The organism is Acinetobacter tandoii, from assembly GCF_008867985.1.
Taxonomy (GTDB): Bacteria; Pseudomonadota; Gammaproteobacteria; order Pseudomonadales; family Moraxellaceae; genus Acinetobacter; species Acinetobacter tandoii.
This window is the reverse complement of record NZ_VXLD01000002.1, coordinates 156,463-177,477: the sequence shown is the minus strand read 5'-3', so window position 1 is coordinate 177,477 and position 21,015 is coordinate 156,463. Positions and strand designations below refer to the sequence as shown.

At 38.5% G+C, this 21,015-nt stretch carries 19 protein-coding genes; 7 read left to right on the top strand and 12 right to left on the bottom strand.

Translation table 11 applies throughout. From position 1 onward, the window contains the following. Positions 1-63: 63 nt before the first annotated feature. Entirely contained in the window at positions 64-693 is a 630-nt protein-coding gene (locus F4W09_RS03950; protein WP_016167482.1) for an alpha/beta hydrolase, read from the bottom strand. A 125-nt stretch (positions 694-818) separates the two neighbouring features. On the opposite strand from F4W09_RS03950, the gene yaaA reads away from it, so the two are divergent. Continuing rightward, positions 819-1,598 (top strand): peroxide stress protein YaaA, encoded by a 780-nt coding sequence (gene yaaA / locus F4W09_RS03945; protein ID WP_151504091.1) that lies wholly within the window; start codon positions 819-821, stop codon positions 1,596-1,598. Between the two features lie 92 nt (positions 1,599-1,690). On the opposite strand, the gene F4W09_RS17390 is transcribed toward yaaA, so the two are convergent. The 5 genes from F4W09_RS17390 to F4W09_RS03925 all read right to left on the bottom strand — a co-directional run bounded on the left by F4W09_RS17390 (position 1,691) and on the right by F4W09_RS03925 (position 7,304). Further along, positions 1,691-1,816, bottom strand: coding sequence for a hypothetical protein (locus F4W09_RS17390; RefSeq protein WP_016167484.1), 126 nt, complete (start codon positions 1,814-1,816; stop codon positions 1,691-1,693). A 593-nt stretch (positions 1,817-2,409) separates the two neighbouring features. Then, a complete protein-coding gene (phrB, locus tag F4W09_RS03940) occupies positions 2,410-3,825 on the bottom strand; it encodes a deoxyribodipyrimidine photo-lyase (RefSeq protein ID WP_151504090.1) in 1,416 nt (471 codons plus the stop codon). Positions 3,826-3,964: 139 nt separating this feature from the next. Continuing rightward, entirely contained in the window at positions 3,965-4,447 is a 483-nt protein-coding gene (locus F4W09_RS03935; RefSeq protein WP_016167486.1) for an FKBP-type peptidyl-prolyl cis-trans isomerase, read from the bottom strand. A gap of 134 nt (positions 4,448-4,581) precedes the next feature. Then, positions 4,582-5,865 (bottom strand): NAD(P)/FAD-dependent oxidoreductase, encoded by a 1,284-nt coding sequence (locus tag F4W09_RS03930; protein ID WP_151504089.1) that lies wholly within the window; start codon positions 5,863-5,865, stop codon positions 4,582-4,584. A gap of 128 nt (positions 5,866-5,993) precedes the next feature. Next, positions 5,994-7,304 (bottom strand): D-alanyl-D-alanine carboxypeptidase PBP6B, encoded by a 1,311-nt coding sequence (locus tag F4W09_RS03925; RefSeq protein ID WP_151504088.1) that lies wholly within the window; start codon positions 7,302-7,304, stop codon positions 5,994-5,996. Between the two features lie 178 nt (positions 7,305-7,482). On the opposite strand from F4W09_RS03925, the gene F4W09_RS03920 reads away from it, so the two are divergent. Continuing rightward, positions 7,483-9,186 (top strand): M61 family metallopeptidase, encoded by a 1,704-nt coding sequence (locus tag F4W09_RS03920; protein WP_151504087.1) that lies wholly within the window; start codon positions 7,483-7,485, stop codon positions 9,184-9,186. Positions 9,187-9,269: 83 nt separating this feature from the next. Here F4W09_RS03920 and uraH read toward each other — a convergent pair whose 3' ends face one another. Continuing rightward, positions 9,270-9,668 carry a hydroxyisourate hydrolase gene (gene uraH / locus F4W09_RS03915; protein WP_044739447.1) on the bottom strand — a complete coding sequence of 133 codons (399 nt, stop codon included), beginning with the start codon at positions 9,666-9,668 and terminating at the stop codon, positions 9,270-9,272. A 128-nt stretch (positions 9,669-9,796) separates the two neighbouring features. After that, positions 9,797-10,210, bottom strand: a complete 414-nt coding sequence (gene paaI, locus F4W09_RS03910) for a hydroxyphenylacetyl-CoA thioesterase PaaI (RefSeq protein WP_151504086.1) — start codon at positions 10,208-10,210, stop codon at positions 9,797-9,799. 465 nt (positions 10,211-10,675) lie between these two features. Here paaI and F4W09_RS03905 point away from each other — a divergent pair, with 465 nt between their 5' ends. From F4W09_RS03905 to F4W09_RS17285, 3 genes are all read left to right on the top strand, one after another. Next, positions 10,676-12,907, top strand: a complete 2,232-nt coding sequence (locus F4W09_RS03905) for an NADP-dependent isocitrate dehydrogenase (RefSeq protein ID WP_016167492.1) — start codon at positions 10,676-10,678, stop codon at positions 12,905-12,907. 123 nt (positions 12,908-13,030) lie between these two features. Then, the gene (locus F4W09_RS17290) at positions 13,031-13,459 is read left to right on the top strand and encodes a DUF2971 domain-containing protein (RefSeq protein WP_244948546.1); all 429 of its coding nucleotides are present in this window, start codon (positions 13,031-13,033) and stop codon (positions 13,457-13,459) included. Between the two features lie 71 nt (positions 13,460-13,530). After that, entirely contained in the window at positions 13,531-14,070 is a 540-nt protein-coding gene (locus F4W09_RS17285; RefSeq protein ID WP_244948545.1) for a hypothetical protein, read from the top strand. Between the two features lie 36 nt (positions 14,071-14,106). Here the strand turns inward: F4W09_RS17285 and F4W09_RS03895 are convergent, their stop codons facing one another. After that, positions 14,107-14,895 carry an rRNA large subunit pseudouridine synthase E gene (locus tag F4W09_RS03895; RefSeq protein WP_016167494.1) on the bottom strand — a complete coding sequence of 263 codons (789 nt, stop codon included), beginning with the start codon at positions 14,893-14,895 and terminating at the stop codon, positions 14,107-14,109. A 402-nt stretch (positions 14,896-15,297) separates the two neighbouring features. Beyond that, positions 15,298-16,434, bottom strand: coding sequence for a catalase family protein (locus F4W09_RS03890; RefSeq protein WP_044739448.1), 1,137 nt, complete (start codon positions 16,432-16,434; stop codon positions 15,298-15,300). A gap of 729 nt (positions 16,435-17,163) precedes the next feature. Here F4W09_RS03890 and F4W09_RS03885 point away from each other — a divergent pair. Next, positions 17,164-17,634: a hemerythrin domain-containing protein gene (locus F4W09_RS03885; protein WP_044739449.1), complete on the top strand. Its 471-nt coding sequence runs from the start codon at positions 17,164-17,166 to the stop codon at positions 17,632-17,634. Positions 17,635-18,011: 377 nt separating this feature from the next. Next, positions 18,012-18,575: a M23 family metallopeptidase gene (locus F4W09_RS03880; protein WP_104440826.1), complete on the top strand. Its 564-nt coding sequence runs from the start codon at positions 18,012-18,014 to the stop codon at positions 18,573-18,575. 409 nt (positions 18,576-18,984) lie between these two features. Here the strand turns inward: F4W09_RS03880 and F4W09_RS03875 are convergent, their stop codons facing one another. After that, positions 18,985-20,184 (bottom strand): YbfB/YjiJ family MFS transporter, encoded by a 1,200-nt coding sequence (locus F4W09_RS03875; RefSeq protein ID WP_215899318.1) that lies wholly within the window; start codon positions 20,182-20,184, stop codon positions 18,985-18,987. 119 nt (positions 20,185-20,303) lie between these two features. Then, on the bottom strand, positions 20,304-20,921 hold the full coding sequence (locus F4W09_RS03870; RefSeq protein ID WP_244948544.1) for a flavin reductase family protein: 618 nt from the start codon (positions 20,919-20,921) through the stop codon (positions 20,304-20,306). Positions 20,922-21,015 lie beyond the last annotated feature (94 nt).

Here is a 21,015-nt window from a genome sequence, read left to right as displayed (position 1 = left end):
GCATAGGTTCGAGAAAGAAATCACCTTGAATGATCATGATGTCTTTCCCGAACGTATTACAGCTTAAATTAATAAGAAACGTGAAATTGCAATACGTAACTGCTTTAAATAGCCTGTAAAGAAGTGATTCGCACCTGGTAAAACAGTAACTAAATGACGCTGTGGTTTTGCCCAAGCAATCATGTCTGAGAGTAAAGTTACATCATCGGCTTCACCGTGAATAAACAGAATATCTCCTTTAAGTTCAGGTGTTTGATAATGGCGTACACCTGCAACAGTCGCCGTTGGCAAACCGCACAAAATAGTTTGAATTGATTTGAGTTCGCTTGGTAAAGCGTCGTAGCATTTTGCCATGACATGCGCACCAAAGCTAAAACCGCCTGCATAAAATGGTAAGCCAGCATGTTGTAAACGTGCGTGATGAATGACTTTTAATACATCGTCAGTTTCGCCGTGTCCTTCATCATGGACACCTTCACTTTGACCTGAACCACGGAAGCTTGGACGATAAACTACACAACCATTTTCAACTAAAATTTGAGCCAAAAGCGCTGGAACTTTATGTTGCGGCGTACCGCCTTGCAATGGATGGGGGTGGCAAATTACCGCGAATCCTTTCACTTCGCCTTGTGGGTAATCAACGAAAACTTCAATTTGACCCACTGAACCGGGAATGAAAATTTGCTCGGACATAAGATAAATGGATTAATAGCAGGAGAATCCGCTATTTTACCGATTATGATCAGTAAAAACACAGATTGGAAAAAAAATTAGTCTACTGTTATAGTCTGTTTAATTATTTTTTAATCAAATTGTATATGCTCGCCTTAATTTCTCCTGCTAAGACTTTAGATTATGAATCTGCACTTCCAACTGATCAACACACTTTACCAAGACTATTAGAGCATTCACAACAACTTATAGACGTAAGTCGTAAGCTGTCTGCTTCAGAAATCGCCAGTTTAATGAGTGTGAGTGAAAAAATTGCACAATTGAATGTAGCACGGTTCCGTGAGTGGCAACCTGAGTTTAATTTTTCCAATGCTCGTCAGGCCATTTTTGCTTTTAAAGGCGATGTTTATACAGGGTTAGATGCTTATGATTTAACTTTGCAAGATTTGGAATTTGCACAAACACATTTACGTATGTTGTCTGGTCTTTATGGTTTATTGCGTCCTTTGGACTTAATGATGCCGTATCGTTTAGAAATGGGTACTAAATTAGCCAATGCACGTGGTCATAATTTATATGAGTTTTGGGGTGACAAGATTACGCAATTGGTGAATGCTGATTTAGAAGAGACAAATTCAGATTTGTTGGTGAATTTGGCTTCAGATGAATACTATAAATCTGTGAAAGAAAGTAAAGTGAAGGCTGAAATTATCAAGCCTGTATTCTTAGATCAGAAAAATGGCAAATACAAAGTCATTAGTTTTTACGCGAAAAAAGCACGTGGTTTAATGGCACGTTATATCATTCAGAATCAATTAAACCGTGTAGAAGATTTAAAATCTTTCAACATCGATGGTTATTATTTTGATGCAGTGAGCTCAATTCAAGGTGAGCTGGTCTTTAAGCGTGATGAACAAGCCGTGTAAAAATATGAAGATCATGACTTGAGTGGTTCTTTATGAATGTTTTATCAAGTATTGCTCAAAAACAAGCCCCTTAAACAAAGGGGCTTTTTAATTTAACCAACCCATCCACTTGGCGTATCTTGAATAAGCTGTTGTGTAGATGGTGGAGGAGGTGTTACAGCTCCTTGGCAGCCAACCAAGTAATATGATGTGAGTAAAACCACTAGAAATGTACGCATAAGCACCTCATATGAAGAAAAAAGTTCTTTCAACTACCATATTCATTGCTTCGATTTTTAGATGTTTTATCTTAAGTTGTGCCGAAGTGATCGGTTTGATCTTTAGATATCGTATCTCTATTGATGCTATATATTAAGTCATAGCATATATGATTAATTTTACACCCAAATTGAGTGGACAAGCGCAAAATCAATCGAGCTAGTTACATAACTTAGCAATCAATGTATCTAGTATCTTTCACTTGCAAAATCTGACTTTTGATCTTGGTTTTGGGAGAGAACCAAGCCTAAGTAACTTCAAGATCATTATCTAAAGCTAGATTTGATCTATACAGCTTTACAGATCTTATCGGAACTAAATTTCAGTCTTGAGAGCGATAAAATTGTCTAATCGAGAGATTAGTCGTACGACCATTGGCAGGAGAATGCTTGTGTCGGAAAGAATACAGCAAGGGTAGATGAATAGGTGAATTTTAACATGAAAAGTATAGTTTTTGGTCGGTTGTTCGCATCGAATTGGATATTTTTTAATATTTATTTGCAAGACTCTGAAAGTGTTGCAAATAAATATTAAGAAAAATTATTTGGAGCAATTAAATTCCCCTAAAGGCATCAATTGCCCGCTGACGGCTTGATTTCAAGTCAACGATAGGGTGAGGGTAATCCAGTTTTAAGTTTGTATTTTTGGCAAATGGTTCATGAATACTCTTGGCATCGAGATGAGCCAATTCAGGAACCCATTTGCGAATATAGTCGCCATTGGCATCAAATTTTTGTGATTGGCTGATCGGGTTAAAGATACGGAAATAGGGCACTGCATCTGTACCTGTAGATGCGCACCATTGCCAACCGCCATTATTTGCAGCTAAGTCACCATCGATTAAATGTTGCATAAACCATTGTTCCCCCAGACGCCAATCAATCAGTAAGTTTTTACACAGGAACATTGCTGTGATCATACGGACACGGTTGTGCATCCAGCCCGTAGCAAGCATTTGTCGCATACCAGCATCGACAATCGGGATACCTGTACGTCCTTGTTGCCATGCAATTAAGTCCTCAGGTGCATCGCGCCATTGAATATATTGTGTGCTTGCTTTGAAAGGTTGGTGCTTAGAGACTTGTGGAAAGTCATACAGGATATGCTGATAAAACTCACGCCAAAGCAGTTCATCTATCCATGTTTGCTGCCCTAGATTTTCAGGGAGGAAATGCCCGTGTTGCTTTCGAAATAGTGCCTGAATACATTGGCGAATGGAAAGTAAACCAATATTAAGATAAGGAGAGAGCTGACTGGTACCTCGTAAATTTGGAAAGTCTCTTTCATTTTGATAGTGACTAACTTGATGATCAATAAAATGATCCAATCGTTGTAAGGCACAGTCTTCGCCTACAGGCCATTGCATTGCAAAATGAGATTCAAGGGGCTGGGCACCTAATTCAGCAAGCGTAGGAATCTTGCTCTCTACCATGAGGTTGACAGGAGCTTGTGCTGAAGGTGTTGGATAGCACTGAGGTAAACTTAGACTGAATTGTTCATAACAATATTTTTTAAATGCACCAAAGACTTGATAGGGGTGTTGGGATTTATTTCGAATTGAGCCAATCGGGAAAAGCGTACGATCTTGATAAAGCTCTAATGATTTTTTATGTTGTTGAAGTAAATTCTGAACTTCACTATCACGCTTTAACTCATTCACACCAAACTCAATATTGGCATGAATTGTTTCTACTGCATATGTTGTACTCAAATCTAGTAGAGCTTGAGGAATATCTTTCCACAAAGGCACTTGGTGAATGATGAGAGGAATATTGAGTTGATGGAGTTGTTCTTTTAAGGAATGCAATTGACGTAGGTAAAAATCTATTTTAACAGGTGCATCATGGTGAATCGCCCATTGTTCAGGAGATAAGATGACCACAGCCAAACAGGTATCGGCTTGCGTGGCATACCAAAGAGCAGCGTGGTCTTGTATACGTAAGTCTTGTCGGAACCAAATCAATTGCATGAGCTTAGTGCTTGAATAAACTACTTAACTTGATTCTAAAACGATTTGCTAAAATTCAGTAGGATGAGATGTATAAAAATAAAACACTAGGCGTAAAAAAGGGCAAAGTTAAATTTGCCCTTTTTTTGATCTGTCGATCTTAGTGGTGATGACCACCCGCACCGTGTACGTGACCGTGATCTAATTCTTCTTGAGAAGCTTCACGGATTTCAACGATTTCAACTTCAAAAGTTAAGTCTTGACCAGCAAGTGGGAAGTTTGCATCAACGATTACGTTGTCGCCTTCAACCGCTTTAACAGTTACGATTTGAACGCCATCATCAGTTTGCGCTTGGAATTGCATACCTGCTTGGATGTTGTCAACGCCTTGGAACATTTGCGCTGGAACTTCTTGTACTAGGTCTGGGTTGTATTCGCCATAACCTTCAGCAGCAGGAACGTTTACAGTAAATTTTTCGCCTACAGTTTTACCAAGAAGTGCTTTTTCTAAACCAGGGATGATATTGCCCGCACCGTGCAAATATGCAAGTGGTTCACCTTGAGATTGGTCGAGAGTTTCACCCTCTGCGTTAGTCAATGTGTAGTGGAAAGAAACCACGTGGTTATTTGCAATAGCAGTCATGTTATTGATCCATTCAATTTTTAAGGGTACATCATAAAGTGAAAAGCAGATTTTGTTGACTGTATTTCATCAAAATTCTGCAATTTGTACTTTTTTACGACATTTTTTAGTTAATAAGGGCAATTTAAAAAATTTCAATGCAATTTAATATTAGGTGCCAATTTTTTGTTCATTGCATCTTTTACCATAAAATAAGCGGTGCGGGTATATCCATGTAAAGTTGCCTGATGCATACGATACAAAGAGACATAAAGTGATTTCGCCACCCATCCCTGCACGTTCACTTGCCCGAGCAATTCTCCTACAGCTTTATGATGACTTAATGACACCAATGAGCCTTTATCTACAAATTTAAACATCGGCTGTGTTTTGTTTTTAATTCGTGCGGACATGGCACTGACCAAGAAATGGGCTTGTTGACTCGCGACTTGTGCACGTGGTCCAAGTACAGGTTCATCGGCAATGGGCTGGCAATGCGCACAATCGCCGAAAGCAAAAATATTCGGGTCGGTTTTGGTTTGTAAGGTCGCGTAGACTTTTAAACGATTTAAATGATCTTTTTCGAATTCCGTCAGATGTTGAAATACTTGCGGCGCTTGAATCCCTGCACACCAAACTTTTAGATCTGCGGGAATACTGGCGCCATGAGCAAAATATATTTGTTTTTCATCAATTTTACTGACTCGTTTATGGGTTAAAACTTGAATGTTGGCATGATGCAGTTCACGTAAAGTATGCTGTGATATTTTCTCTGACAGTGCAGGTAAAATGCGGTCGGCAGCCTCAATGAGGGAGATTTTTACTCGTTTAGGATCGATTTTATTGAGGCCGTATTGATGAAAACTTTGTGTACTCTGTACCAGTTCTGCTGCCAATTCTACCCCAGTTGCACCCGCGCCAATAATGGCAATATTCAAATCTGTGAGCGAAGATTGGGTTTGCACGGCCACATATAAGTGCAAAAGTTGTTGCTGAAATTGTTCGGCTTGTACGCGACGGTCTAGAAAATGGCAATGCTTACGTACACCTTCTGTGTTGAAGTCGTTCGATGTAGAGCCAATAGCAAAAATAAGGGTGTCATAGTTAACAGAAAAGAGCTGCTGATCTTTACTTACACTAGAGAAAGGAGGTTCTAATAAAATACTTTTATTGCTTCGATCTAATTCAGTAAAGCAACCTAAGACAAACTCATAATTGTGTTGTGCTGCATGCGCATAATAATTCAATTCCTCGCTGTGGGCATTCAGTGTACCGACTGCAATTTCATGTAATAACGGTTTCCAAATATGCGTCAGATTTTGGTCAATTAAAATAATTTTGGCTTTAGCCTGTTTACCAAAATGTTCTCCTAATAAAGTAGCTAGCTCTAACCCTCCAGCACCACCACCGACAATCACAATTTTATGTAGTTCGTTCATTTTGACCGACCTATTTTATTATTTAAAAAAAGAAGATGGCTTAACATGCCATCTTCTTTTTTTTTGATGTGTTGAAATTGTTTTACAATTTACAACAACTTACATAAACCAAACTAAAGCATTCAACTTTAATGGAGTGGATAAATTTTTACTTTAAAATCATCTGAACCAAAAAAAGGCAGGATATGTTTTAACCAGATGAAGAAGCGCTCAAATACATTGGCTTCTTCAATTTGAACATCATCTTCAATTGCAATAGTTCGGATGAGTTGGTTATTTTGATAAACATGTACAGTTGCCAACTGCATGACTTTCGCCAACGGAGCAGTTAAAGCATGCTCATTCATTTCAATATTTAAATGTGTTTTTGTTTCTGCCAAAGGGTTAACAGGGTGTAAGCTGCCATCACCTGTATTCAGCATAATACGCTGATTAATCTTGTCGTAAGTGCTTAAGTCAATCGCATAAGGTTGGTCGTACAAAGACGTTGTAATTAGTTCAGGTGCTTGGGTTTGAACTTTAAACATTTTCAATGTGGATTTCACCACCGGTAGCTCAGCAATGAGTTGCTTATCCTTAATTGCAACTTCGTTGCGTGTGTAGGTATAAGCCAAATTCATAAGGTCATAGGCAACTTCCGCACGTTTTGCAGCACTCTTGGTTCCCATGACTACAACGACTAGACGACGATTTGGTGCATCAGGGTTCATGGTAGGACGGTTTGCCGTTAGAGCAAGGTTATAACCTGCTGCTTTGGTATAGCCTGTTTTTAAACCATCAACGGTAGGATCCATTTTCAGGACTAAATTAGTTGCGTGGTGGAAGCGTTGGTTATAGCTAAAACTTTGTTGCTTCGAATAATAAAAATAGTCTGGCGTTTGCTTACTAATCGCTTGTCCTAATTGCGCTAAATCATTTGCAGATGAATAGTGCTCTGGCATAGTAATGCCTGCTGGGTTTTGAAAGTGCGTGTCTTTCATACCGAGCGCTTTTGCTTCCTGATTCATGCGTTCTACAAACTTTGGAATACTGCCTGAAATACGCTCGGCAAGCGTAACGGCCGCATCATTTGCTGACATCACAATTAAGCCTGCCAGAAGTTGATCTACCGAAATCTTTTCTCCTTCCTTTAGGTACATTTGTGATTCGTCCCACATGACTGTTTTTACAACAGGTGTGGCGGTGAGTACTTCATCTTTACGCAAATGTCCTGCTTGAATTTCTTTTAAAGCAATATAACCGACCATCATTTTTGTTAATGAAGCAGGTGCGCGTTGCGCATGGCTATTATGTTCAGCAATGACTTGTCCAGATTGGGTGTCTAAAATCGTCCATGATTCTGCTTGAACACTTTCGGGAACTAAGTTAAGGAGTGTAGCGTTTGCAAAAGAAGTACAGAGCAAAGCAAATAAAGCGAGGAGGTAAGTGAAACGTTTCAAAGGTATTCCTATCAAGCTAATCCATCAGCAAGAAACTGACAAAACTAGGGGAATGCTATGCCTTTTTTAACTTGATGGCTAGTCCGAGTTGCAGACAAATAACACAGTTCTGCATCGGTTTAGAAAAAAATGCTAAGCTAGCTGCTAAGATTAATTATTTTATTTTGAACTGCCTATTATGTTGCATTATCAAATCGAATTTGACGATTATCGTCAGCATCTTGTACATGTCACACTGCGTTTTTTGGCAAACCCAACTCAAGTCCTTTCTCTCCCAACATGGATTCCTGGTAGCTACTTGATTCGCGAGTTTTCTAAACACATCGAATCTGTGCGCGCGTATGATGAATCGGGGCGTATTCTAAAAATTCAGAAATTTGAAAAGAATAAATGGCGCTTGTTCAATACGGATCACGAATTTATTACGGTTGAATATGATGTCTATGCCTATGACTTGTCTGTGCGTGGCGCCTACATCGATCAGAACCGTTTATATGTCAATCCTGCATGTGCCTGTTTAGGTTTGGATGGTCAGGAAGAAAAAGAAATTGAAGTTGAACTGTTCTTGCCTGATGAATTAAAACATTTCCAATTGGCAACAGGCTTGGCATCTAAAAGTTTGGTCAAAGGTCGTTATACCTTAAAAGCCAAAAACTATGCAGAACTAATTGATGCACCGTTTGAGTTGGCAGAGCAAACTCGCTTTAGCTTTAATGCTGAAGGCATCACACATGAGTTTGTGGTTTCAGGGCAACATGCCATGAATTCTGAGCGTATGCAGCAGGACATCGAAAAAATCTGTGCCACTGAAATTAAGATGTTTGGTTCGGCACCATTTGCCAACTATACCTTTATGACCATGGCAACGGGCAACAGTTATGGTGGTCTAGAGCATCCAAACAGCACCAGTTTAATTACTCCACGCAGTGATTTACCGAAAGTTGATGAACCTGTAGAACCTTCGGAAGATTATCAGCGCTTTTTAGGCTTGTGTAGTCATGAATATTTCCATTCGTGGTTGGTCAAGTTTATTCGTCCTGAAAATTTGGTTAATTATGACCTAAACAAAGAAAGCTACACCACTTTACTTTGGGTGTTTGAAGGCTTTACTTCATATTATGACGATTTGATTTTGCTACGCAGTGGTGTGGTCTCGCAAGAATCTTATTTAAAACTCCTTAAAACCCAGATTGATCGTTACTTGCAGAACCCAGGTCGTCATGTACAAACAGTGGCAGAATCTAGTTTTGATGCGTGGGTAAAATTCTATCGTCAGGATGAAAATTCGAACAATGCAGGCACCAGCTACTACAACAAAGGTTGTTTAGTCGCATTGTGTTTGGATTTAGGTCTGCGTTTACGAGGTTCAAGCTTAGATGCCTTAATGCGCAAATTGTATGAAAATGCGCAAAAGGGTGTACAAGTACACGAACGTACTATTGTTGAATTGTGTAATGAGTTGACAGGTGATAATTGGATTGAACAAATTAACCATTTAATCAATACCGTCGATGAATTGCCGCTCGATCAATTATTCCCTGAATTTGGCTTAAGTTATAGCTTGAAAAATGACAAATCATTGCCATTTGGCATGAAAGTCGTAGACAAGCCAGAAGGTGTGCTGATTCAGCAAATTCGCCGTGATGGCGCTGCTGCGCAAGCAGGACTTTCTGCCAATGATGTGATTCTTGCGATTGATGGCATAAAAGCCAGTGAAAAGCTCTTGGCGCAATATGCGAAATGTAAAGAGACGTTCACTATCTTTGCATTCCGTCGTGATGAATTGATGCAATTTGAAGTTCAAGCTGGTGAAACGGGCTTAACCACGGTGGAATTAAAAGTAGAAGATCAGATGAAGGCAGATGCTTGGTTAAAAGCTTAAGCTGTCAGATTTAAATAGAGTTAAAAAACGATGCCTTATGGCATCGTTTTTTATATTGAATTTAGTAAAGCTGTTTCGAAACATTAGTTGCCACGATAGGTTGAATAGCCGTAAGGGCTAATTAACAGTGGAATATGGTAATGATCAAGTGAGCCATCAATTACAAATACCACAGGAACTTCTGGAAAGAATGAACGTTGATTCTTTTGACGGAACCAGTCACCTGTTTTGAAGGTAACTTTATAGATACCTTTCTGTAAAGCTGTGTCCTTGGGATAAAGCTCAGTAATTCGACCTTGTTCGTTGGTCGTACCTGAATTGATCTCGACCCATTGATTATTTTGTTGTGTTTCTAGCACGACTTTCACATTTGCAGACGGCAAACCATTGTCCAAATTGAGTACATGAACACTTAAAGGATTTTGTGCAAAGCAGAAAGAAGAGAGACTAAGTCCAACAAGCGGCAAGAAATATTTAACCATCTGACTATTCCTAAAGCTAAAAAAGATTGAGTTTAAACAATCAATCAGAAATCAACATTTCATTATGTAACCATGACCAGAAGCGACAAAACATTAATGACTAATGGGTACGCAGAGTCAACACAGCGTTATGATTGTTCTTTTTTCGTCGGAACCAACATCCGTGATACACCTCTAAACTCAGCAATAGTTTCTTGCTTTTGGTTCACCACCTGAATGTCGTAAAATTCAGAACGGCCTGCTTGGGAGCGTAACTCCGCAGTTGCAGTGAGTACATCACCAATCCGTCCAGGTTTAATGTAGCTGATATTACAATGCTGGCCCACGGCAGGGTAGTCACCTGTATTGCAAGCAACCGCAAAAGCACCATCGGCTAAAGTGAAGATAATTCCACCGTGACAAGTACCATGTCCTTGGGTATGTCGCTTTTCGACCAAAAGTTCCACTTTGGCATAGCAGTCTTTGTAGTCGATTAAGCGGGCACCTATATTTTGCATGACTTGATCATTATTAAATAATGTATGTCCTTTTACAGTGTCCATGTCTCATCCTTTTTTGATACGTTATTGTATATTTATAATTAAATACGAATCATAATTAGCACTATCATAGCGCCTGATCAAGATATTTGAATAAAAAATAGAAATTTGAAAGTTCAATAAATATTCAAGATTCAACATGAAATAGATCATAATTTGAGATGAGGTGGTGTTGGTATTGCGCTATATTGAATTGAATATGAACAACAACGATTTTAAAGAATAACGATGAGAATAAAGGATGCAGGATATATTTTGTTCTGTATGTAAATAATTGACTTTAAAAAATGTTTAAAAAAACCACATAAACTGTGTGGTATTTTCTGACGAAATGTCGTTATCACAAGATATATCGTTGACTGATAAGCGTTGAAGGCCGATACTCTCAGGGTTTATTCAAGTAATCGGTTCGTAGGACTGGGCCAAAAGTCTAGTTCTCAATACTCAATTTAACACAAGGGGCTATATATGGCTGGTGGAAAGTCAAACATCATTTACACACTGACTGATGAGGCGCCATTGTTGGCGACTTATTCGCTACTGCCGATCATTGAGACCTTTACTAAATCTGCTGGTGTAGAGATCGTTAAAACGGATATCTCTGTTGCCGCACGTGTTCTTGCAGAATTCTCTGAATGCCTAAAAGAAGAGCAAAAAGTGCCAGACAATCTTGCAGAACTAGGTCGTCTTACACAAGATCCTGATACAAACATCATCAAACTTCCAAACATCAGTGCATCTGTTGCGCAGTTAATAGCATGTATCAAAGAGCTTCAATCAAAAGGCTATGCGATTCCTGACTATCCTGAGAACCCAACAACAGAAGAAGAGAAAGCGATTAAAGCACGTTATGGTAAGTGCTTAGGTTCGGCTGTAAACCCTGTTTTACGTGAAGGTAACTCTGACCGCCGTGCGCCTGCTGCAGTAAAGAACTATGCTAAAAAACACCCGCACTCTATGAGCGAGTGGAAGCAATGGTCACAAACTCACGTTTCACACATGGAAGAAGGTGACTTCTATCATGGCGAAAAATCGATGACGCTTGATCGCGCGCGTAACGTAAAAATGGAATTGATCACCAAATCTGGTGAAACCATTGTACTTAAGCCAAAAGTTGCGCTTCAAGATGGCGAAATCATCGACTCTATGTTCATGAGCAAGAAAGCGCTTTGCGATTTCTATGAAAAAGAACTTGATGATTGTAAAGAAGCAGGCATTTTGTTCTCTTTACACGTAAAAGCAACCATGATGAAAGTTTCGCACCCGATCGTTTTCGGTCACTGTGTGAAAATTTACTACAAAGAAGCTTTTGAAAAACACGGTAAATTGTTCGATGAGCTTGGCATTAACGTAAACAACGGTATGGCAGGTCTTTATGAGAAGATTGCAACTTTACCGACGTCTTTACGTGAAGAAATTATTGAAGATTTGCACGCTTGCCAAGAACACCGTCCTGCGTTAGCAATGGTTGATTCTGCTAAAGGTATCACTAACTTCCACTCACCAAACGATGTGATTGTAGATGCATCTATGCCTGCAATGATCCGTGGTGGCGGTAAAATGTGGGGCGCTGACGGCAAGCCTTACGACTGTAAAGCAGTAATGCCTGAGTCAACTTTCGCACGTATCTACCAAGAAATGATCAATTTCTGTAAGTGGAATGGTAACTTTGACCCACGTACTATGGGTACTGTACCAAACGTAGGTTTGATGGCGCAAAAAGCTGAAGAATACGGTTCACACGACAAAACTTTCGAAATTTCTGAAGCAGGTGTTGCAAACATCACTGACTTAGAAACTGGCGAAGTGTTGATGTCACAGAACGTAGAAGAAGGTGATATCTGGCGTATGTGTCAGGTGAAAGATGCACCAATTCGTGACTGGGTGAAACTTGCAGTAACACGTGCACGTAACTCTGGTATGCCTGCAATCTTCTGGCTTGACCCGTACCGTCCACATGAAAATGAACTTATCAAGAAAGTACAAAAGTACTTGAAAGACCATGATACAACTGGTCTTGATATTCAAATCATGTCACAAGTACGTGCAATGCGTTATACACTTGAGCGTGTAGCGCGTGGTCTAGATACGATTTCTGTAACAGGGAATATCTTACGTGACTACCTCACTGACTTGTTCCCAATTATGGAATTAGGCACTTCTGCGAAAATGTTGTCTATCGTGCCGTTAATGGCGGGCGGTGGTATGTACGAAACAGGTGCGGGTGGTTCAGCACCTAAACACGTACAACAGCTTGTAGAAGAAAACCACTTACGTTGGGATTCTTTAGGTGAGTTCCTTGCATTAGCGGTTTCTTTAGAAGAGTTAGGCATTAAAGAAAACAATGCTCAAGCAAAACTTCTTGCGAAAACTCTAGACCAAGCAACGGGTCAGTTACTTGACAACGATAAGTCTCCATCACGTCGTACTGGTGAGTTGGATAACCGTGGTAGCCATTTCTATTTAGCGAAGTTCTGGGCTGAAGCTTTGGCTGCTCAGGATGAAGATGCTGAGTTGAAAGCGAAATTTGCTCCACTTGCAAAAGCACTTGCAGAAAACGAAGACAAAATCGTTGCAGAGCTTGCGGCTGTTCAAGGTAAAGCTGCGGACATCGGTGGTTACTACGCTGTAGATCCAGCGAAAGTAAATGCTGTAATGCGTCCAAGCGAAACTTTAAACGCAGCGCTTGCAGCAGTTTAAGTTTAGCAAAATCGGCTGTTAGTCGATGATGTGAAAAAGCCGATGCGAATGCGTCGGCTTTTTTTAATAAATATATAATTAATACAAAATGCGCTGAGCATAGATTTAAAGAAGAAAAAGTAGATGAAAGTTTATAAATATAGATATGGCTCAAAACGTGATTTAGAGTCGTTAGAACAAGATTATTTTTATGCTCCGCATCCATCTAAACTTAACGATCCGTGTGAAAATTTATTTGATGTAGCAGGTATTGAACAAACTTTAGCACAGTTAGCTAGCATGAGTTCTGTTTATACAAAAATGCTTTCTGAAAGTTTTTTTACTTTATTTACACAAATACAAAAAAATGTAGGTATTTATTCTCTAAGTAAGACAGTTTTAGATGAGCTCCTTTGGGCATATTATGCAGACTCTCATACAGGTTTCTGTATTGAATATGATCTAGATAAATTAAGTGAATTGACCAAAATTGCTGGCTCTTTTGATGTTTTATATGAGCATAATATTCCTCAAATTACTTTTGGTGACTTGATTGGGGGCAAAGTGATGTAATTAAAATTTTACAACTTACATCTGGATCAAAATCAAAAAGATGGCAGCATGAAGATGAAATAAGAGTAATCATGGATTATTTTGGTAAAGTTGAATATGACTTTCGGGCAGTAAAAGCAATTTATTTTGGTTTAAGAATGCCAAAAAAATGGCAAGATTTGCATGAAGATAATGAAAAATTACCTGATCATTTATCTCAAGTGTGTCAAGAACAAGTCATGCAGGTTTTAAAAGGCAGAGGTGTTAAATATTATCAAATGGTATTAAAGCCAAATTCTTATGAGTTTGACTATGTTCAAGTTGAAGATTTATATAAGGATGCTGAGAAATATAAAGCAGCCGTAAAATTTTTAAACAAGTCATGTATTGACTATAATGGTTATGACAGGAATATAGATCCAAGTTATTTTGATAAGGTTGCTGAAATTACTTGTAGAGAGCCTTATTTCTATAAACTAAACTCAATTCATATTTCTAAAGAAAAATCTATTGAAAGAAATGAGCCAATTATCTTTTCTGGATTTTATACAGCTGAGAATGATTGGATGCAGATTAAAAGATATTTTTCACTTGATGAGATAGATAAAATTTATAAAGATCTAGATATATAAAAAGCCCACTGACGTGAGCTTTAATAAAATCAAATTTTAACGACCACTACGTCCGCGACCACGTGGTGCTTTGGTATTTGGACGTGTTGTACCATTGGTCTTACGACGTGGTTTCTCACTTTCATCCATTTGCCAAATACGCTTCGTACCTGACTTTTTCACAGAACCATCTTTATTCTTACGAACCATAGGTTTGCCACCTGTACCACCTGGTTTTTTCACATAAGAACGTGAACGGTAAGGTTCTTCAGCAGGAATATTTTGAAAGTCAGGGTATAAAAGTGGCTCAATTTCTTTAGTTTCACCAGGTTGTAAACCCATTTGAACCAGATCAATTGCACCAATTTTAGTACGAATTAAACGTAAAGTTGGGAAACCAACCGCAGCAGTCATACGACGGACTTGACGGTTACGGCCTTCGCAAATTGAAATTTCAACCCAAGATGTCGGCACAGATGCACGGAAACGTACAGGAGGATCACGATCCCATAACCATTCAGGTTGTTCAACCTTCGTTGCTTGGGCTGGTAGGGTCATCCCATCTTTTAATTCAACACCTTTGCGAAGTTGCTCTAATGCTTCTTCGGTTATATCACCATCAAGTTGTACTAAATAAGTTTTGTACTTTTTGTTTGCAGGGTTGGTAATGTATTGATTTAAACCACCGTGGTCAGTTAAAAAAACTAAGCCTTCAGAGTCCATATCAAGACGACCAGCCAAACGCAAAGTCGGATCATCTACAAAGTCAGAGATCGTCATATGGGCTTCGTCTTTACGAAACTGAGAGAGAACGTCATAAGGCTTGTTAAGAATGACTATTTTCACTTTAACCTACTAGAAAATTTAAAAAATTTGTTTGGACTTGCTTGTGTTACCCGTTTGATTACCCATTTTAGTGGGAGTAGGTAGGGAAGGGTAAAGAAAGGTCCACTAACTATATGGGGGCTACTATATCAGATTTCGGCTTGAGCTCCTCAATTTTATTCTTTACATCTGATGTGTAATCCTCTTTGTTTCAAACCTTGGACATATTGGGTAAATGTTCGATTTCAGTTGGCCTACAACGGATGCTTAAGTTGAGACATCATTGATCCATTTTTTGTTAATGTTTTTAATGCAATATATTGTTGATAAAGTTGCATAACGATAAGAACTTATTGTTTATACATAAAATTATTAATTGATCAGTGAGTTTAAGCAGATTCCCTTAATTTATTTTCATTATGATTAGGGTTCCAATCTCTCAGTCGAATTCATTTCATGTCGGACGCGACTAATCTGCTCATAGATGATTTTGCGCATTCGGTTTATGCCTCCAAGTGGCTTATGTTCAACCAAAGCATGCCAAGGTGTAAAAGAAAGGTTTTCACAAAATTTATTTTGCTCAGGGGTATCAAACACTTGCTTAGGAATATGAATCGTTGCCACCTTGTAGAAAGGAGCTTGGGCTTCTTTCCATTCAGTCATAGAATCTTCGACCGACATGGAAGTGGATGTTCGAGGTTGGACTAAAAACTCCATGCACGCATCGCTTTCTTGCAAACTCGTGCGGAGTGCCTCCCTTAAGAAGTCCCTGTTAGGTCTAGCAGGAATAGGGCTGACAATGGTCGAACAAGCTCGAGCAGAGTATTTTACCGCCTGACGATGATCACCTAATCCCAATTGATAGGGCACCATAGACCAGTATCTGGTTTGTAATGGATTTGAAATTTTATTTCTACTGTTTAGGGCAATCCAAGTTCCTTTTGCTCCTAATGCAAAAGGAATATGTAGTTTTTTTAGAAATTTGTCACTATTGATATCTTGCATGAATGACAGATAGCGAGCGGGGTCGTTAGCAAAAAAGACTGGATGGTTGATCATGATGAAATCTTGGGTGGAAGAATTTTCATCCGAGAGATTTTTACCAGAGACCTCTAAAAGCTTGATTGCCATGCCGCGTGCATCTTTCTTAATATCTGCCTGTTTAGCATTACTTGATCCATTAGAAAAACGAATCCATGCTTGATAAGTTTTCCCAGGAATGAAAACACCTTGAGCTAGGAGGGGAGGTAATGTTTCATTGATCTTAAATTCTGCGCGTACGCAACCATGAGCTTTGGGATGTGCATCACGTAGCGCGATGTCTGTGACATATTCTTTGCGAATGGACATTTCAATAGTGTCTGCAATTTGCTTGGCCGTGGCGGCCTCATTTGGATAAAGACTTTCACTTAAACTGGGATCTATATTGGGGTAAATAAGCGCTTTCGAGGTATTCAGAACTACAGTTGGAGTGTTTGCAGACGCAATAGTGGTAACATTTATGAACAATACAGTGGGAAAAAGTAGGCCTAAGAGCTCAGGTCTTTTGAAAATAGGCATAGATTGCCTCCTTGCTTAAAGTTGTTATTTTTAATTCTTAGCCTGATGACAGAAAATGATCTAGATTTATTCAATATATAGGATAATCAGAATATCTGTGGTTTTTATTGATCGCTTCTTTTTTTAGAAAACTTAATGTTGGTTTTTAAAAAATGATGAAGATTTGAACGTATTCGGTGATGTCATTACGTACCTGAGTATGTAGTAATAATAAAAGTGTGAGCTAATGAGAAAAAGTAAATTACTGAGTCAATTTTTTTGTTAAAAATCTGAATTTTATGCAATTTAAGATCAGATAATATCCGTTCCATTTCACAGTGAAGTATTTTATTCAGCTAAGGTTCTGGCTTTAGAAACATGGGGCATTCTTTGATTTAGTTTGTACAACGAGCATTTTATATGCTGTAGTTTTATAGAGATTGATTGTGCAGCTCTTCTTTGAGAAGGGGGCGAAATCTTCTTGTACAATTGTTTTAAATACAGGGTAAGTGACTTATTACTTTTCATTTTTTGTCTGCAACAAAGTCTTAACATTTAGCAAATTGAGCTATAGTTGCATCTGCGGTTATTTAATTCTTTTAGATTAACGATGAATAACAGTAAAAACACAATTTGAAAAAATAGTAATGCATTGTGCTTAAAAATAAAACAGTTTGTGAACAGACCATGTTTTGTGAAATGTTCATAGTAGGTGCATATCCATAAAATGAATTTTGAGGATTCACCCCGATGACAAATACAACAATTTTTGAAGCATTAAGACAAAGCCACGATAAGCAAAGAATGTTATCCGAACAATTAATTCAGACTTCGGGAGACACTGAAGAAAGACATGAATTATTCGATGAATTAAAAAATGAATTATTTGCACATTCAGTCGCAGAAGATAGATATCTTTATATTCCACTGATGATGACCGATTCAGGTCTTAATATCACCCGTCATGCATTAGCAGAACATCATGAGATGGATGAGTTGTTAGAGCAATTGAGCGAAACTGAGTTTAGCCATCCGAGTTGGTTGGTAATTGCAAAAAAACTATCTGAAAAAGTCCACCATCATTTAAAAGAAGAGGAACATGGCTTTTTTCAACAAGCAGGGAAAATTTTAGCTGAACAGCAAAAAACACAATTGGCTGAGCAATATTTGAAAGAATATAATAAATATTTGAACAAGGAAAAAGATAGTCTAACTAGTTGATATGGGAGTGGATTTGTATAAATTGGCCCTACATGAAAATTGTTTAAAAAAAAAGGATCTTTTAACAAATATTTTAAATATATCTTTAACCAAAGTATTGTAAATAGTTCTCAGTTTTGGCAGTATTAGCACAAGATTTAAAGCTGATAGTTCCCTGACTTGTTTTAAATTTTTAAAAGCCTACATGACTCATTTGTAGGCTTTTTTTTGCTCGAAAATTATGTTTTATAAATTTAGCGTGCAGTTTGGTCTCATCATAAAGTGACTTTAGCTATTCTTTAAGATTCTAGGTAATTTACAAGATAACCAAAATACCATTGGGAATTGTAGGACGCACCGTTAGAATTGAGTTAATTTAAAAAATTCAAATTATTAGAATGAAGTCTCAACATCGAAGCATTAGAACTTTAGCGATATTTCTGCCTCTTAGTTGGATGTTATTGGCATGTAAACCACCTGTTTCAGGTGAGTCGACGGGTTGGAAATACCCTATTTTGCAGTTTCAATTGGCTCGTCAAAATCTCTCGACGCAATTACCTATGCCTGTTAAAGGCATTACCTCAACACAAATAAATGATACATGGGGTGCTGCAAGAGGTCAGAATCGTAAACATGAAGGTATCGATATTTTTGCGAAACGAGGCACTGAAATATTGAGTACAACGCAAGGAATCGTTGCTAAAGTTGGTTTAGACAGCTTAGGTGGCAAAGTTGTGTGGGTGGTAGGGCCAGATTTAAGTCGGCATTATTATGCACATTTGGAGGCTTATGCTCTGCATTTAGACGTCGGTGATTGGGTAGAGCAAGGGGCAGTACTGGGTTATGTGGGAAATACGGGTAATGCCAAAAATACACCGCCACATTTACATTATGGGATTTATTTTACTGGACAAGGGGCGGTGAATCCCTATCCATACTTAAGTCATAAAAAGGGTTTATAAAGGGATAAGTTGCCCAGCCTAGTTGGGCAAATTAAAGAAATGTTCAAATTGTTTCAGTGAAAAGGTCGCAAAATTTTTAAGTGCTTACAGAATAAAAGAGTTTAAATCTATTTTGTTGATTTTTATACTTTCTAAAAATCATTTAGAAAGTTTATGTTTTGATTATTGAGCAAAAAGCCTTAATCAAATTTGGCGCTATAAACACGGTGCTGGCGCGTTAAATTAAGAGATTTTTTAATCATGAAAACAATAGATTAGAACTTGTATCGTCACTAAGGTTTTATAACATTTTGGCTTTAGTTGCTAAGCTTAGTCGTGGATAAAGATTAGGATTGACTCAAAAGGAGTTATAAAATGTTATCTCCAAGATTGGTTCAGTCCGAGGAGTTGGAATTCAATATTTGCCCGCCTAATCTGCTATTTGTTTACAGTTATGATTATTTTTTGCATGTGGGCGAGTAAACCAGAACAATTGCAAGGTGCCGAGCAATAGCACTGCGGAGGCTATGCTAAATTGTTGATGATAAGACACACCAAAATGCTGCAAAGTGCTAAAACTAATCCCACCGAGTAACTGAATAGTGGCAAAGCTGAGCGTTGCCATACTCCATAATTTTTTATATGCCAGACCGTACAATTGCAAAATGGTATAGGAGGTTAGGAAAACCACGGCAGGGTTAAGTAAACCTGTGAGGAAAGAAGATATAAAGGTAAAAATAGGCGAGAAGCTAAGTACAGCGATTAAAACTGCAAAAATGTAGATGCTGTATAACACTTTAAGCGTGGCAAAATTCCCAAGTCTACGCGCCAAGACGTATGCACTATACGCTCCTAAAGCACTGCCCAGACCGTATAGAATCCAGTTGAAATTAATCCAGAACAAATTCAAAACCAATACATGGCTCAAGTAATCAATCCAGAATAAAGAATGGGGAATATAGGCAAATGCACTACAGGCATAAGCAATTAATAAGCTGTAGTAAATGAAACCGACTCGATCTGATAGGGATTGTGTTGCTGGAATAGCTTGGAGTTGGGCTTGAAATGGACGTACCAGAAACCAGAGTAATGCACTTATGCCAAAGGCGAAAGCACATAAGATCAACCACGCAGTAGAAATTGCAATTCGGTCAAGATAAGGCATAAACAGCGTGGCGCATAAAACCCCCAAGCCAATACCACTAAAACCAATAAAGTTGATTTTAAAGCGATGTTGTAAATCGCTACATTGAGCGACCACACTTGGGGACAGAATCATCAGTAAGCCGCCGCTGATGCCTGAAATAAAGCGCCAGATTAAATACCAAATTTCTGAAAAACTGGAAAAGGCGCAAGCAAACAGACTGATTGAACCCACAAAAGCAGCGCTAATGATATAGATGGTCATTTTAGGATTCTGTGGGATTTTCATTGCCCAGTAGGCACCGACTAAATAGCCTAAAAGATTAGCACTGCCTAAAATACTGGCAAAGTTATGACTCCATTCATAGGCTTCACGTGTTGAAGGCAATAAAGCAGTATAGGAAAAGCGCAAAATGCCGATGCCCAAGCACATACTCAAACAAAGAAATACGCTGAGTTTGATGGTATTTGAGAACGTCCTGTTCATATAATTTGACTAATTGTTTAAAAAATATACTTGAACTATAAGGTGAAAAATCTAGAAAAACAATCACTGACGTTTCATCTTTAGTTGAGCATCATTCAAGGTTGGGGAAGATTAAAGCCTTAACTTTTGTTGGTATCAACAGCATCACCAATGGTGTAGTAATGACCTCCCGCAACATGATGTACGCTTTTCCAAGATGGGTCAGCTTCATGGTAATACCAATGTCCATCGCGGAACACGCGATCATCTGCATAGGCTGCAATGACTTTACCAATAAATAAATCATGTGCTTGTTGATTGTGTGGTTCGGGTATAAGTTCACAAATGAGCCAAGCAGCACAGCCTTCCACCACAGGTAAGTCAAAACCGTCAAAGTGAAAGAGTGGAGTATGACAATGCTCAAGTTTAGCTGGGTCATCAAACTGGCTGATAGAACCTAAGGCTTGTACCAACTCAATTTGCTTTAAGGTGGGAACTTGTAAGGCAAAATAACCCGATTGTTCAGTTAATTTTCTGGTTTTGGTGCTTTTATCCAGTACGACAGATACTTTGGCTGGAACCAATTCTAGCGCACATGCCCAAGCAGCAGTCATAACATTGGCTTCTTGTTCATGTTGTGCAGATACCAATACGGTTGGGCCATGATTGAGTAAACGATACGCCTTTGCCAGTTCGACAGGTTGAATGTGTGGATTTAACAGCCCAGCCATATTTAGATTCAATAAGATTATTTTCATGGACATATCATAACTCTGATTGTTGCAGGAGTAGTCTAAATTTGAACACTTGGTAAGTCTGTACTGGTAAAGCCAAAAGTCGAATTGAATTTTG

Excerpts from the sequence above, each read along its gene's own strand:
- F4W09_RS03950 (WP_016167482.1), bottom strand. The coding sequence starts at position 693 with ATGTCCGAGCAAATTTTCATTCCCGGTTCAGTGGGTCAAATTGAAGTT.
- yaaA (WP_151504091.1), top strand. The coding sequence starts at position 819 with ATGCTCGCCTTAATTTCTCCTGCTAAGACTTTAGATTATGAATCTGCA.
- F4W09_RS17390 (WP_016167484.1), bottom strand. The coding sequence starts at position 1,816 with ATGCGTACATTTCTAGTGGTTTTACTCACATCATATTACTTGGTTGGC.
- phrB (WP_151504090.1), bottom strand. The coding sequence starts at position 3,825 with ATGCAATTGATTTGGTTCCGACAAGACTTACGTATACAAGACCACGCT.
- F4W09_RS03935 (WP_016167486.1), bottom strand. The coding sequence starts at position 4,447 with ATGACTGCTATTGCAAATAACCACGTGGTTTCTTTCCACTACACATTG.
- F4W09_RS03930 (WP_151504089.1), bottom strand. The coding sequence starts at position 5,865 with ATGAACGAACTACATAAAATTGTGATTGTCGGTGGTGGTGCTGGAGGG.
- F4W09_RS03920 (WP_151504087.1), top strand. The coding sequence starts at position 7,483 with ATGTTGCATTATCAAATCGAATTTGACGATTATCGTCAGCATCTTGTA.
- uraH (WP_044739447.1), bottom strand. The coding sequence starts at position 9,668 with ATGGTTAAATATTTCTTGCCGCTTGTTGGACTTAGTCTCTCTTCTTTC.
- paaI (WP_151504086.1), bottom strand. The coding sequence starts at position 10,210 with ATGGACACTGTAAAAGGACATACATTATTTAATAATGATCAAGTCATG.
- F4W09_RS03905 (WP_016167492.1), top strand. The coding sequence starts at position 10,676 with ATGGCTGGTGGAAAGTCAAACATCATTTACACACTGACTGATGAGGCG.
- F4W09_RS17290 (WP_244948546.1), top strand. The coding sequence starts at position 13,031 with ATGAAAGTTTATAAATATAGATATGGCTCAAAACGTGATTTAGAGTCG.
- F4W09_RS17285 (WP_244948545.1), top strand. The coding sequence starts at position 13,531 with ATGGATTATTTTGGTAAAGTTGAATATGACTTTCGGGCAGTAAAAGCA.
- F4W09_RS03890 (WP_044739448.1), bottom strand. The coding sequence starts at position 16,434 with ATGCCTATTTTCAAAAGACCTGAGCTCTTAGGCCTACTTTTTCCCACT.
- F4W09_RS03885 (WP_044739449.1), top strand. The coding sequence starts at position 17,164 with ATGACAAATACAACAATTTTTGAAGCATTAAGACAAAGCCACGATAAG.
- F4W09_RS03880 (WP_104440826.1), top strand. The coding sequence starts at position 18,012 with ATGAAGTCTCAACATCGAAGCATTAGAACTTTAGCGATATTTCTGCCT.
- F4W09_RS03875 (WP_215899318.1), bottom strand. The coding sequence starts at position 20,184 with ATGAACAGGACGTTCTCAAATACCATCAAACTCAGCGTATTTCTTTGT.
- F4W09_RS03870 (WP_244948544.1), bottom strand. The coding sequence starts at position 20,921 with ATGAAAATAATCTTATTGAATCTAAATATGGCTGGGCTGTTAAATCCA.